General features: G+C 70.9%; 10 protein-coding genes, 1 tRNA gene and 1 pseudogene. 7 read left to right on the top strand and 5 right to left on the bottom strand.

Annotated features, from left to right (window positions below; all coding sequences use genetic code 11):
• Positions 1 to 229 precede the first annotated feature (229 nt).
• Positions 230 to 667, top strand: a complete 438-nt coding sequence (locus IE287_RS11780) for a MarR family winged helix-turn-helix transcriptional regulator (RefSeq protein ID WP_229883460.1) — start codon at positions 230 to 232, stop codon at positions 665 to 667.
• 121 nt (positions 668 to 788) lie between these two features.
• On the opposite strand, the gene IE287_RS11775 is transcribed toward IE287_RS11780, so the two are convergent.
• From IE287_RS11775 to IE287_RS11765, 3 genes are all read right to left on the bottom strand, one after another.
• Entirely contained in the window at positions 789 to 1,460 is a 672-nt protein-coding gene (locus IE287_RS11775) for a response regulator (RefSeq protein ID WP_268254977.1), read from the bottom strand.
• A 43-nt stretch (positions 1,461 to 1,503) separates the two neighbouring features.
• A complete protein-coding gene (locus IE287_RS11770; RefSeq protein ID WP_229883424.1) occupies positions 1,504 to 3,297 on the bottom strand; it encodes a sensor histidine kinase in 1,794 nt (597 codons plus the stop codon).
• Positions 3,298 to 3,467: 170 nt separating this feature from the next.
• Positions 3,468 to 3,554 (bottom strand) — tRNA-Leu (locus IE287_RS11765).
• Positions 3,555 to 4,252: 698 nt separating this feature from the next.
• Between IE287_RS11765 and IE287_RS11760 the strand changes: the two genes are divergently transcribed.
• The 6 genes from IE287_RS11760 (at position 4,253) to pknB (ending at position 12,359) form a co-directional block, all read left to right on the top strand.
• Positions 4,253 to 5,098, top strand: a complete 846-nt coding sequence (locus tag IE287_RS11760; protein ID WP_189848933.1) for an FHA domain-containing protein — start codon at positions 4,253 to 4,255, stop codon at positions 5,096 to 5,098.
• Positions 5,099 to 5,108: 10 nt separating this feature from the next.
• On the top strand, positions 5,109 to 5,636 hold the full coding sequence (locus tag IE287_RS11755; RefSeq protein WP_189848932.1) for an FHA domain-containing protein FhaB/FipA: 528 nt from the start codon (positions 5,109 to 5,111) through the stop codon (positions 5,634 to 5,636).
• Positions 5,637 to 5,732: 96 nt separating this feature from the next.
• Positions 5,733 to 7,235, top strand: coding sequence for a Stp1/IreP family PP2C-type Ser/Thr phosphatase (locus IE287_RS11750; RefSeq protein WP_189848931.1), 1,503 nt, complete (start codon positions 5,733 to 5,735; stop codon positions 7,233 to 7,235).
• Between the two features lie 26 nt (positions 7,236 to 7,261).
• Complete coding sequence (locus IE287_RS11745) at positions 7,262 to 8,704, top strand: FtsW/RodA/SpoVE family cell cycle protein (RefSeq protein ID WP_189848930.1); 1,443 nt, start codon at positions 7,262 to 7,264, stop codon at positions 8,702 to 8,704.
• Positions 8,701 to 10,167 (top strand): peptidoglycan D,D-transpeptidase FtsI family protein, encoded by a 1,467-nt coding sequence (locus IE287_RS11740; protein ID WP_189848929.1) that lies wholly within the window; start codon positions 8,701 to 8,703, stop codon positions 10,165 to 10,167. The genes IE287_RS11745 and IE287_RS11740 overlap by 4 nt, the downstream gene beginning before the upstream one ends.
• 158 nt (positions 10,168 to 10,325) lie before the next feature.
• On the top strand, positions 10,326 to 12,359 hold the full coding sequence (pknB, locus tag IE287_RS11735; RefSeq protein WP_189848928.1) for a Stk1 family PASTA domain-containing Ser/Thr kinase: 2,034 nt from the start codon (positions 10,326 to 10,328) through the stop codon (positions 12,357 to 12,359).
• A 105-nt stretch (positions 12,360 to 12,464) separates the two neighbouring features.
• Here the strand turns inward: pknB and IE287_RS11730 are convergent, their stop codons facing one another.
• Together IE287_RS11730 and IE287_RS11725 are read right to left on the bottom strand one after the other, a co-directional pair.
• Positions 12,465 to 13,142: a class E sortase gene (locus IE287_RS11730; protein ID WP_189848927.1), complete on the bottom strand. Its 678-nt coding sequence runs from the start codon at positions 13,140 to 13,142 to the stop codon at positions 12,465 to 12,467.
• Positions 13,143 to 13,178: 36 nt separating this feature from the next.
• A pseudogene (locus IE287_RS11725) lies at positions 13,179 to 13,289 on the bottom strand (class E sortase); the annotation flags it as partial.

Here is a 13,289-nt window from a genome sequence, read left to right as displayed (position 1 = left end):
GCTTTGGTTGGCTTTTACAACTAAAGAACCGTTGTACTATACAACTGAAAGCCCGCAGGGGGCGAACGACGAGGGAGCCCGGATGCCCGCCGCCGAAACCGACCCGCCCCGCCGGGAAGCTCACGACGCACCCCACGAAGCCACCCACGAGGCAGCCCAGGAAGCACTCCCCGAGGCAGCCCACGAACAGCCCCGCGAGGTCTCCGAAGCCCGCCCGCGCGAGGAGTCCGTGGACGTCATCCAGCGCGAGCTGACGGCCTTCGCACGCCGGGCCCGCGCCGCCGCGGCCAGGGTCCATCCGGAGATCCCGCTCGTCTCGTACACGCTCCTCTCCCACATCGAGGAGCGGCGCGGCTGCCGTGCCACGGACCTGGCGGCGCACTACCTGCTGGACAAGTCGACGGTCAGCCGCCAGCTGGCGGGCCTGGAGAAGCTGGGGCTGGTGGAGCGCCGGCCCGCCCCCGAGGACCACCGGGTGCAGGTGCTGCACCCGACGGAGGCCGGTCTCGCGGTGCTCGCCACCGCCCAGGCCAACCGCCTCGCCGCGTACCAGGAGCGCCTGAAGGACTGGTCGGGCGAGGATCTGGCCCGCTTCGCCCACTACCTGCTCCGCTACAACTCCGCGGACCCCGGTGGCCTCCTCAGCGGCCTCCCCGACCCCCGCTGACCGCCCCGGTCCCCACCCCGGCCCCCGTGCCGGCCCGCCGCCCGCCGGCCAGCCGTCGCCGCCCTCCGCCCGCCGTCCGCCGTCCGCCGTCCCGCCGTCGCCGCCCTCCGCGCCCCCGTGCCTACAGCCCGGCGTCGCGGGCGAGGAGGGCCGCCTGGACGCGGTTCTCGCACTGGAGCTTGGCGAGGATCCTGCTGACGTAGGTCTTCACGGTGGCCTCGCTCATGTGCAGGCGGCGGCCCGCGTCCGCGTTGGAGAGGCCCTCGCCGAGGAGGGCGAGGACGTCGCGCTCCTTCGCGCCGAGCGCGGCGACGCGGCCGCGGGCCTCCTCGGCGCGCGCGGTCTCGCGGCCGGAGGCGAGCCGTTCGACGACGTGCCGGGTCGCCGCGGGCGAGAGGTAGGCGTCGCCAACGGCCGCGGCCCGTACGGCTCCGATGAGTTCGGCGGGCGCGGTGTCCTTCAGGAGGAAGCCGGCGCTGCCGTGTTCCAGCGCCCTCAGGACGTTTTCCCGCTCGCCGAAGGTGGTCAGGACGATGACCCTCGCCCCCGGCGCGGCCCGGCGGAGCTCCGGGAGGGCGGAGAGCCCGTCGAGGACGGGCATCTGGATGTCGAGGAGCACGACGTCGGCGGCGTGCGCGCGGGCCGCGTCGACGGCCTCCCGGCCGTTCGCGGCCTCGGCGACCACGTGGATGTCCGGATCGGAGTTGAGGATCATCCGGATCCCCGCCCTGATCAGCGGCTCGTCGTCGGCGACCACGACCTTGACGGTCCGCCTCGTCTGCCCTGTCTGCACCGTTCCTCCCCCCACGCCCCCGGTACGGGCGGCGGCCGTGAAGCTACTGCCTCACCTCGTACGACTTCTTCTCGATCAGCTTGCCGTCCTTGAAGCAGAACCGGAAAACGGGATCCGTCCCGAAGTCGTCGCCCATCTCCGTGGAGAGCAGGGCGAGACAGGACGCGCCCGGCGGCTCCGGGGGCGCTCCCTTGCCCGTGACGGCCATGTTGGCGAAGGATTCGCCGTCGGGCAGCATGGCGCGGACGTCCTTCTCCGCCATGCCGACCTCGATCGCGTCGTACTTCGCGGGTTCGACCATGGCGTCCTGGACCGATCCGACGAAGTAGTAGAGGCCGAAGCCGGCCGCGACGAGGAGGACGACGAGCGCGGCGAAGGCGATGCCGCAGCCGAGCGCGACCGATCCTCCGGTGCTGCGGGTCTTGCCCCCGTGCAGTGCCATCGCCAACTCCCGTTCCGTGAAGGTCCAGTCGGGCTCTCCGACCGGTACGGAACGACCTTTGCGGCCGAAGGGCTTCGTCGACTGCTGCCGGAAGTCGTCGGCAGCGTCGACCAAAGGCGCCGGTTCCCCGGTCGGGGCGGCACCGTACGGCAGCATGCCGGCGACCCGGAAGCCTCCGCCGTCGGCCGGGCCGGCGTGGCACATGCCGCCGACGAGCCGCGCCCGTTCGACGAGTCCGGCCAGGCCCTGGCCGCCGCTGACGACGCCTTCCGCGGGCCCGGCGGGCGGCTCCTCGTTGAAGATCTCGATGACGAAGGTGTCGGGCTCGTAGCGCAGTTCGACGCTGATGGGGGCACCGGGGGCGTGCTTGTAGGCGTTGGTGAGCGCTTCCTGGGCCATGCGGTACGCGGCGTGCCCGGCGGCCGGTTCCAGGGGCCGCTCGTCCCCGATGCGCCGCAGTTCGACGGGGGTCCCGGCGGCGCGCGCGGAGGCGACGAGGCCTTCGATGCCGGCGATGCCGCGGGCCGCGCGGCCGCTCTCGTCGCCGGCGGCGACCGGGCCGGCGTCGGGGTCGGGGGCCTCGGTGCCGTCGCGGAGTATGCCGACGACCTCCCGCAGTTCGTGCATGGCGGTCACGGAGGCGTTGCGGAGGACGCCGACGACCTCGCGCTGACGCTCGTTCAGCCCGCGGTCGACCTCCAGCGCGCCGGTGTGCACGGCGATCAGGGCGAGTTGGTGGCCGAGGCTGTCGTGCATGTCCTGGGCGATGCGCTGACGCTCCCGCAGCCGGGCGTTGCGCCCGATCATGGCCCGCTCGCGCACCAGGCGCACGTTGCGCTCCTGGAGGGCGTGGAGGAGGGTGCGGCGCTGGGCCCAGTAGCGGTGGGCGAGTCCGGGGGCGAGGGTGGTGCCCAGGTAGTACAGGGTCGCCATGAAGGCGAGGGTGAGCATCCGCTGGTGGTCCCAGGCGGCGATCAGGGTGGCGGCGACGTTGAGGACGTAGGCGGCGACGAACGCGTACAGGGCCCGGCCGACGCCGACGACGTGGCCGCCGGCGGACCAGCCGAGGACGAGCAGCAGCGGGCCGAGGCCCGGGACGACGGGGCTGAGCGCGGCGGTCACGACGAGCACGGTGGCGGGGAACCGGCGGCGCAGCAGTGACAGCACGGCCGCGCCGGCGGCGACCGCGGCGAGCTGCCCTCCCGCGCCGCCGAGCAGTTCCTCGGTGCCGGCGGCGAGCAGCGCGACGACGGCGGTGAGGGCCAGCTCACCGACGGTCCTGCGCCGCGACCACTCCCCGGCGGGCGCGAGCCGTTTCCACGCGGCTGCCGCCCTGGCCCCGATCCCGCGACCGGCCGCCGCCCTCGCCGTCGTACCCACACTCGTCGCTTCCACGCTCGCACCCTAGGCAGCACCGCACGCCCGGGTCGTCCCCCTTTCGTCGCGCCCGGGAACGACGAAAGGAGGTGAAGGCGAGGAGGTGCAGGGTGACGGGGCGCCGAAGGACGGAGCGTCAGGGAACAACGCGGAAGCCCCGTAGGTCTGAGACCTACGGGGCTTCCGTCTGGTGCGCGAGGGGGGAGTTGAACCCCCACGCCCTTTCGGGCACTGGAACCTGAATCCAGCGCGTCTGCCTATTCCGCCACCCGCGCATTGGGTGGTCTCCCGGTCTCTCACCTTTTCGGTGGGAGCGCCTGGCGACATCTGAAGATTAGCACGTCGCGGACGGTGGATTCACATCCGTTGTTTCGGCCCCCCGCGAGCAGAACAGAGGAGAGGGGGAGGGGGCCCGGGAAGGCGTGGAGGCGGAGAAGCGGGGAGGGCGACCGGGCGACGGAGCTCCGCCCCGGCCCCGCGGCCCCAGCGGACTCATCGACCCATCGGCCCGCCCTGCCGCCCGCCCTCCCCGCCGGCCGGGGACCAGGGGCCGGCGGGGAGAACGGGACGAGGAAGCCGGGCGGGGAAGCGGTGAGGGCAGCGGAGCGGGGAAGGAGGAAGCACGGCGAGGGGAGATGTCGCCACGAGGGGAAAAGTCGCGAGGGGAGAAGTGCGGAGAAGAAGGAGAGAAGGGACACAGGGGAGAGACCGGAGAGATGGGAGAGACGGGGGAGAAGCGGGAGGTTGTGGCCCCGGCCGCTCCGTCCGGCACGCCCACTCCCGCGCTCCGCCCCTCCTGTCGCACAGCCGGGTGCGGGACACTGTCCACAGGCCCCCTCTACGATCCCTGGGGGGAGGGCCTGTGAGAGGTGACACTCGTCCACAGGGCAGAGAAGGGGAACCAGCCGATTTCCCGACGCGTGGATACGATCAGTAAGCAGTACCAGGACGGCAACGACGGAGGAGGTGCCCCATGGGAGTCCTGAAGCGTTTCGAGCAGCGTCTCGAAGGTCTGGTCAACGGCACCTTCGCCAAGGTGTTCAAGTCCGAGGTCCAGCCGGTCGAGATCGCCGGCGCGCTCCAGCGCGAGTGCGACAACAACGCGCAGATCTGGAACCGCGAGCGGACCGTCGTCCCCAACGACTTCATCGTGGAGCTCAGCGCGCCCGACTACGAGCGTCTGAGCCCCTACTCGGGCCAGCTGGGCGACGAGCTCGCCGGCCTGGTCCGTGACTACGCCAAGCAGCAGCGGTACACCTTCATGGGACCGATCAAGGTCCACCTGGAGCGGGCCGACGACCTCGACACCGGTCTCTACCGGGTGCGCAGCCGTACGCTGGCGTCGAGCACGTCCCAGCCGCAGCCGCACGCCGGGAACCCGCCGCAGCCGCACCAGCCCCAGGGCCAGGGCGGCGGCTACGGGTACCCGCAGGGGCCTCCGGCGGGCGCTCCGCCGATGCCGTCCGCACCGCCGCCCGGTGGCGCGGGGCACCGGCCCCCCGCCGGCGGCGGCCGTCCTCCGGCGGCCGGCGGCACCCAGGTGCGCCGCTGGATCGAGATCAACGGCAACCGCCACCAGATCTCCCGCCCGACCCTGGTCCTCGGCCGCAGCACCGACGCGGACGTGAGGATCGACGATCCCGGCGTCTCCCGCCGGCACTGCGAGATCCGGACCGGAACGCCCTCGACGATCCAGGATCTGGGATCCACCAACGGCATCGTGGTGGACGGGCAGCACACCACCCGCGCTACGCTCCGCGACGGCTCGCGGATCGTCGTGGGCAGCACCACCATCGTTTACCGGCAAGCCGAAGGGTGAAGCGGGGGCAATGTCAGAGCTGACCCTGACGGTCATGCGGTTGGGTTTCCTGGCCGTTCTGTGGCTGTTCGTCATCGTGGCCGTGCAGGTCATCCGCAGCGACCTCTTCGGTACGCGGGTGACCCAGCGCGGTTCGCGGCGCCAGGAGGCGCGTCCTCAGCAGGGCGGGCGCCAGGCCGCGCCGCCGCAGCAGCGTGCCCAACAGCAGCAGCAGCCGGCCGGCGGTGGCCGGTCGCGCCGCGGTGCGCCGACCAAGCTGGTCGTCTCCGAGGGCACCCTCACCGGCACCACCGTCGCCCTCCAGGGCCAGACGATCACCCTGGGGCGGGCGCACGACTCGACGATCGTGCTGGACGACGACTACGCGTCCAGCCGGCACGCCCGGATCTACCCCGACCGGGACGGCCAGTGGATCGTCGAGGACCTCGGGTCCACGAACGGCACGTACCTCGACCGGACCCGCCTCACCACCGCGACGCCGATTCCGCTGGGGGCGCCGATCCGCATCGGCAAGACCGTCATCGAGCTGCGGAAGTAGTACGACAATGAGCGAGCTGACCGGAGCGACCGGAGGGTGGGCAGTGTGGGTCGAGACCGGCTGTACCCCGATGCAGCGGCGACAGGGCAGGTGGGCATGAGTCTGTCCCTGCGATTCGCCGCGGGCTCGCACAAGGGCATGATCCGCGAGGGGAACGAGGACTCCGGTTACGCCGGTCCCCGCCTGCTCGCGATCGCCGACGGCATGGGCGGCCAGGCCGCCGGCGAGGTCGCCTCCTCCGAGGTGATCTCGACGCTCGTCACGCTCGACGACGACATCCCGGGCTCCGACATCCTCACCTCGCTCGGTACGGCGGTGCAGCGCGCCAACGACCAGCTCCGGATGATGGTCGAGGAGGACCCGCAGCTGGAGGGCATGGGCACCACGCTCACCGCCCTGCTGTGGACCGGGCAGCGGCTCGGCCTCGTGCACGTCGGCGACTCGCGCGCCTACCTGCTGCGCGACGGCATCCTCACCCAGATCACCCAGGACCACACCTGGGTCCAGCGGCTCGTCGACGAGGGCCGGATCACCGAGGAGGAGGCCACCACCCACCCGCAGCGCTCGCTCCTGATGCGCGCGCTCGGCAGCGGCGACCACGTCGAGCCCGACCTCTCGATCCGCGAGGTCCGCGCCGGCGACCGGTACCTGATCTGCTCCGACGGCCTGTCCGGCGTGGTGTCCCACCAGACCCTGGAGGACACCCTCGCCAGCTACCAGGGCCCGCAGGAGACCGTGCAGGAGCTGATCCAGCTCGCGCTGCGCGGCGGCGGCCCCGACAACATCACGGTGATCGTCGCCGACGTCCTCGACGTCGACGGCGGCGACACCCTCGCCGGCCACCTCAGCGACACCCCCGTGGTCGTCGGCGCGGTCGCCGAGAACCAGACGCAGCTGAACGACGGCGGGGCCATGCAGACCCCGGCCGGCCGCGCCTCCGGGCTCGGCCGCCCCGCGCACCACCAGCCGCCCGCCGGCGGCTTCGGCCCGCCCGGCAGCGGCGACGACCACGGCTACGGCGCGGTGCCGCCGCACGGCTCCTTCGACGCGTACACCGACGACGAGTTCGTGAAGCCGCGGAAGCGGCGGCGGTGGATCGGGCGCACCCTGATCCTCCTCCTCGCGCTCGGCGTCCTCGCCGGCGGCGCGTACGGCGGCTGGCGCTGGACCCAGACCCAGTACTACGTGGGCTCCAAGGACGAGCACGTGGCGCTGTACCGGGGCATCAGCCAGGACCTCGCCTGGGTGAAGCTCTCGGAGGTCGAGAAGGACCACCCCGAGATCGAACTCAAGTACCTCCCCGCCTACCAGCGGAAGCAGGTCGAGGACACGATCGCGGGCGGCAGCCTCGCCAAGGCCCAGACGAAGATCACCGAGCTCTCGGTGCAGGCCTCGGCCTGCAAGAAGACCGAGGAGCGCCGCGTGGCCAAGGAGAAGGCCGACAAGGAGAAGGCCGCCGCCGAGGCGACCAAGCCGCCGGCCGACGGCGAGAACGCGGACGCCAAGCCCGAATCCAAGCCCACCACAGCCGCTCCGACCCCGGGTCCCACCCTCACCGCGGAGGAGCAGAAGCTGGCCTCGAACTGCGGCAAGCAGTAAGCACCCGTAGGGGGCCTTTCACCACCATGAGCGTTGTCACCAACACGACCACCATCGGCGCCATCGAGGCGCCGAGCCGCCGCAACACCGAGCTGGCGCTGCTGGCGTTCGCCGTCGCCATCCCGGTGTTCGCGTACCTCAACGTGGGTCTCGCGCTCGACGGCGAGGTCCCCTCCGGCATGCTCGGGTACGGGCTCGGCCTCGCGCTCCTCGCGACCGTCGCCCACCTCGTGGTCCGCAAGTGGGCCCCCTACGCGGACCCGCTGCTGCTCCCGCTGGCGACCCTGCTCAACGGCATGGGCCTGGTGCTGATCTGGCGGCTCGACCAGTCGCCCCGGCTGATCGACCTGGCGAAGCGCAGCTACGGGGCCTTCAGCCCGTCCGCGCCGAACCAGATGATGTACTCGGCGATCGGCATCGCCATGTTCGTGGGCGTGCTGCTGATCCTGAAGGACCACCGCGTCCTCCAGCGCTACACGTACATCTCCATGGTCGCGGCGCTCGTGCTGCTGCTGCTGCCGCTCGTCCCCGGCCTCGGCGCCGACGTCTTCGGCGCCAAGATCTGGATCCGCATCGGCGGCTTCTCGATCCAGCCCGGTGAGTTCGCCAAGCTCGTCCTGGCCGTGTTCTTCTCCGGCTACCTGATGGTGAAGCGGGACGCCCTGGCCCTGGCCAGCCGCCGCTTCATGGGGCTCTACCTGCCCCGCGGCCGCGACCTCGGCCCGATCCTGACGATCTGGGCGGTCAGCCTGCTCATCCTGGTCTTCGAGAACGACCTCGGCACCTCGCTGCTGTTCTTCGGCATGTTCGTGATCATGCTGTACGTGGCGACCGAGCGGACCAGCTGGATCGTCATGGGTCTGCTGATGGCCGTCGCGGGCGCGGTGGCCGTGAGCTCCACGGCCAGCCACGTGCAGTCCCGCGTGGCGGCCTGGCTCGACCCCTTCGAGTGCCTGAAGACGGCACCCGAGGGCTCGAACATGGCCTACGCCTGTGACCAGATGACCCAGGTGCTGATGTCCTTCGGCTCCGGAGGCATCCTCGGCACCGGCCTCGGCCAGGGCAACTCCGACCTCATCCAGTTCGCCGCCAACTCCGACTTCATCTTCGCCACCGTCGGCGAGGAGCTCGGCCTGGCCGGCGTCATGGTCTTCCTGCTGATCTACGGCCTGATCATCGAGCGCGGCATCCGCACCGCCCTCGCCGCCCGCGACCCCTTCGGCAAGCTCCTCGCGATGGGCCTGTCCGGCGCGTTCGCGCTGCAGGTCTTCGTGGTCGCCGGCGGCGTGATGGGCCTCATCCCGCTCACCGGTATGACGATGCCGTTCCTCGCGTACGGCGGTTCGTCCGTGATCGCCAACTGGGCCCTGATCGGCATCCTGATCCGGATCAGCGACACCGCGCGCCGCCCGGCCCCTTCCCCCGCTCCGAACCCCGACGCCGAGATGACGCAGGTGGTCCGTCCGTGAACAAGCCGCTGCGCCGGGTCGCGATCTTCTGCGGCCTGCTCGTCCTCGCCCTGCTCCTGCGCGACAACTGGCTCCAGTTCGTCCGCGCCGACGAGCTGAACGCGCACCCGAAGAACCGGCGCGTCCAGATCGAGCGCTACTCGAACGAGCGCGGCAACATCATCGTCGACGGCAAGCCGATCACCGGCTCGATCGACTCGGGCGACGAGTACTTCACCTACAAGCGGACCTACGTGAACGGCCCCATGTGGGCGCCCGTCACCGGCTACGCCTCGCAGGCCTACGACGCCAACCAGATCGAGAAGATCGAGGACGGCATCCTCACCGGCAACGACGACCGGCTCTTCTTCGACCGCACCCTGTCGATGTTCACCGGGGAGAAGAAGAAGGGCGGCGACGTCGTCACCACCCTCAACGGCGCCGCGCAGAAGGCCGCCTTCGAGGGCCTCGGCAAGAACACCGGCGCCGTCGTCGCGATCGAGCCGTCGACCGGCAAGATCCTGGCGCTGGCGTCCACCCCCTCGTACGACCCGTCCTCCTTCGCCGGCTACTCCGGCAAGGACGAGAAGGCCTGGGTCGCGCTGGAGCAGGACAAGGGCAAGCCGAAGCAGAACCGCGCCCTGCGCGAGATCTACCCGCCGGGCTCCGTCTTCAAGGTCGTGACCGCCGCCGCCGCGCTGGAGTCCGGCAAGATCAAGGACATCGACGCGGCGACGGACACCCCCGAGGGGTGGAAGATCCCGCTCTCCACCGTCCCGATGAAGAACCACTCGGGCGGCTGCGCCAACGCCAGCATCAACGAGGCGCTGCGGGTCTCCTGCAACTCGGTCTTCGCCAAGCTCGGTGACGACGTCGGCCGCGACAAGATGGTGGAGACGGCCGAGAAGTTCGGCTTCAACGCCGAGCAGTTCACCCCGGTCCGGTCCGCCGCCTCCGTCTACGACAAGAAGGCCGACCGCGGCGGCAACGCGCTCTCCTCCATCGGCCAGTTCAACACCGCGACCACCCCGCTCCAGATGGCGATGGTCACGGCGGCGATCGCGAACGACGGCAAGCTGATGAAGCCGTACATGATCGACCAGCTGCGCGCGCCGAACCTGGACGTCATCAAGCAGAACGAGCCGGAGCAGATGAGCCAGCCGGTCTCCCCGGAGAACGCGCAGAAGCTCCAGGCGATGATGGAGAACGTCGTCTCGAAGGGCACCGGCAGCAAGGCCGACCTGAAGATGGACGGCGTGAAGGTCGGCGGCAAGACCGGTACCGCGCAGCACGGCGAGAAGAACGCCAAGCGCCCCTACGCGTGGTTCATCTCCTACGCCAAGACCGACCAGGGCTCCCCGGTCGCCGTCGCCGTGATCGTCGAGGACGCCGAGGGCGTCGGACGTGAGGACATCAGCGGTGGCGGTCTGGCCGCGCCGATCGCGAAGGCGGTCATGAAGGCCGTCCTGAAGAGCCGCGGCTGATCTTGCGAAGGGCCGGTGCGCTCCAGGTACCGGTCAGGTATCAGCTGCCCTCCGCGGACGGTACGGCTCTTCGGGGCCGGTAGCGTATGCGCGGACAGCACACACCGCCGGACCACCCATGGGTGCGGTCGGGACAGACGGAGAGGGCTGGATTAGCTATGGAAGAGCCGCGTCGCCTCGGCGGCCGGTACGAGCTGGGCTCGGTGCTCGGCCGCGGTGGCATGGCCGAGGTGTACCTCGCCCAGGACACCCGGCTCGGCCGCACCGTCGCCGTGAAGACGCTGCGGGCCGACCTGGCCCGTGACCCGTCCTTCCAGGCCCGGTTCCGCCGCGAGGCACAGTCCGCCGCCTCCCTGAACCACCCGGCGATCGTCGCCGTCTACGACACCGGCGAGGACTACGTCGACGGGGTCTCCATCCCGTACATCGTGATGGAGTACGTCGACGGTTCGACCCTCCGTGAGCTGCTGCACTCCGGCCGCAAGCTGCTGCCCGAGCGCACCCTGGAGATGACCGTCGGCATCCTCCAGGCGCTGGAGTACTCGCACCGCGCCGGCATCGTGCACCGCGACATCAAGCCCGCGAACGTGATGCTGACCCGCACCGGCCAGGTCAAGGTCATGGACTTCGGCATCGCGCGCGCCATGGGCGACGCGGGCATGACCATGACGCAGACCGCCGCGGTCATCGGCACCGCCCAGTACCTCTCCCCCGAGCAGGCCAAGGGCGAGCAGGTCGACGCCCGCTCCGACCTGTACTCCACGGGCTGCCTGCTCTACGAACTCCTCACCGTCCGGCCGCCGTTCATCGGCGACTCCCCCGTGGCCGTGGCCTACCAGCACGTCCGGGAGGAGCCGCAGCCGCCGAGCAACTTCGACGCCGAGATCACGCCCGAGATGGACGCCATCGTCCTCAAGGCGCTGGTCAAGGACCCCGACTACCGCTACCAGTCCGCCGACGAAATGCGCGCGGACATCGAGGCCTGCCTCGACGGGCAGCCGGTCGCGGCCGCCGCCGCGATGGGCATGGCGGCCCCGGCGTACAACGGCTACGGCTACCCGCAGGAGGACCAGCAGACCACCGCGCTGCGCCAGGCGGACCCGGTCGGCCAGACCTCGATGATGCCGCCGGTCCCGCCGGACGGCGGCGGCTACGGCGGGTACGACGGGTACGACGACCGTCCGGACCGGCGCCGCGGCGGGCAGAAGAAGTCGAACGCCTCGACGATCCTGCTCGCGCTCTGCGGCGTCCTGGTGCTGGTCGGCGCGATCTTCATCGCGCGGTACCTGATGGACACCAACGACACGCCGCAGCAGACCCTGGTGCCGCCGCTCGTGGGCCAGAAGATCGCCGAGGCGCAGGGGTCCGCGACCAACGCCCAGGTGAAGCTCGCGGAAGCCGGCACCGAGCGCTGCGACCAGCCCACCGGCGCGATCTGCCGCCAGAGCCCGGTCTCCGACGGCGTCACCAAGATGGACGTCGACGGCACCGTCCAGGTGTGGGTCTCCGAGGGCGCCCCGCTCGTGGAGGTCCCGGACGTCCAGGAGCAGTCGCTGGAGCGGGCGAAGGAGACCCTGGAGGGCAAGGGCTTCAAGGTCAAGGTCGACGAGGAGGAGTCCGAGGAGGACCCCGGCACCGTCCTGCGGCAGAACCCGCAGAACGGCACCAAGGCCGAGAAGAACTCCGAGGTCACGCTCACCGTCGCCAAGAAGAAGCTGACGCAGCTGCCGCTGGTGACCAACCGCGACATCAGCCTCGCGCTCCAGCAGCTCAACGGCCTCGGCTTCACCAAGGTGAAGCAGGAGGAGGTCGACAACGACCAGCCCAAGGGCACGGTCCTGGAGCAGAACCCGGCCGGCAACACCAACCAGCCGCTGGACGTGGAGATCACGCTGAAGGTCTCCAAGGGCCCGGCCGTGACCCAGGTCACGATTCCCGCGGACATCGTCGGCAAGCCGCTCAAGGAGGTCCGGGACAACCTCCAGGGCCAGGGCGTCACCGTGGTCGTGGTCGGCGTCGACAAGGACGACGCCCGGGTGGCCCAGTCGAACCCGCCCGCGGGCTCGCCGGTCAAGCAGGGCGACACGGTCACGCTGTTCACCGTGGACGGCGGCGGGGGCAACCCCGGTGGCGGGAACGGCCAGCAGGACGGCGGGAACGGCGACGGCAACATCGGCGGCTGGTTCGACTAGCCCCCGGCCGTGGAAGAAGGGGAGAGCCCCGGAGCCTTGCGCAGGCTCCGGGGCTCTCCCCTTTTCCGCGTCCCTTTTCCCTCGTCCGGCGGCGGAGTGCGGCCGTCAGCGGAGTTCGGCCGGCGGGGTGCGGTTCGCGTCGACCTTCTCCGTGCGGGCCAGCTCGCCCCACACGATGAAGCGGTGGTCGGAGGTGTACATCGGGGTGCAGGTGGTGAGGGTGATGTACCGGCCCGGCGTGGTCTTCCCGGACTCCTCGGGGACCGGCTGGAGGACGTCCACGTTGTACTTCGTGGTCTCCGGCAGGGTCTTGTAGACCTTGTAGACGTACCAGGTGTCCTTGGACTCGAAGACGATCGGGTCGCCGTTCCTGAGCTTGTGGATGTTGTGGAACTTGGCGCCGTGCCCGTCCCGGTGGGCGGCGAGCGTGAAGTTGCCGCGCTTGTCCTGCGGGAGGGCCGACGCGACCGGGTCGGTGTAGTAGCCGGCGACGCCGTTGTTGAGGACGGAGCTCTCGGTCCCCCGCTTCACCAGGATCTCGTCGCCGCCGAAGGCCGGCACGTGGAGGAAGCCGAGGCCGCCCTTGGTGTCGAGGGCTCCGGGCCCCGGGTCGGCCCACTCGCCGCGGATCTGCGCGCCCTCCTTGTCGGCGGCGCGGTCGGCGAGGACGTTGGTCCACCACAGCGAGTAGACGACGAAGAGTCCGAGCACGAGGCCGGCTGTGATGAGGAGTTCACCGAAGACGCTGATGAGCCCGGCGATCCGGTTGCGCGCACGTGACACTGGGTCGGACCTCGTCCCTTCTGGAGGTGTGGGGTCTCAGCCTACGAGTGCGGCGGGTTTGCCCTTGCTGCGTGGTCGTTCCTCGACGAGCTTTCCCCAGACGATCATGCGGTAGGTGCTGGTGAACTCGGGGGTGCAGGTGGTGAG

The organism is Streptomyces omiyaensis (genome assembly GCF_014650895.1).
In the GTDB taxonomy this organism is placed as follows: domain Bacteria; phylum Actinomycetota; class Actinomycetes; order Streptomycetales; family Streptomycetaceae; genus Streptomyces; species Streptomyces omiyaensis.
This window is presented reverse-complemented; position numbering and strand designations above follow the sequence as displayed.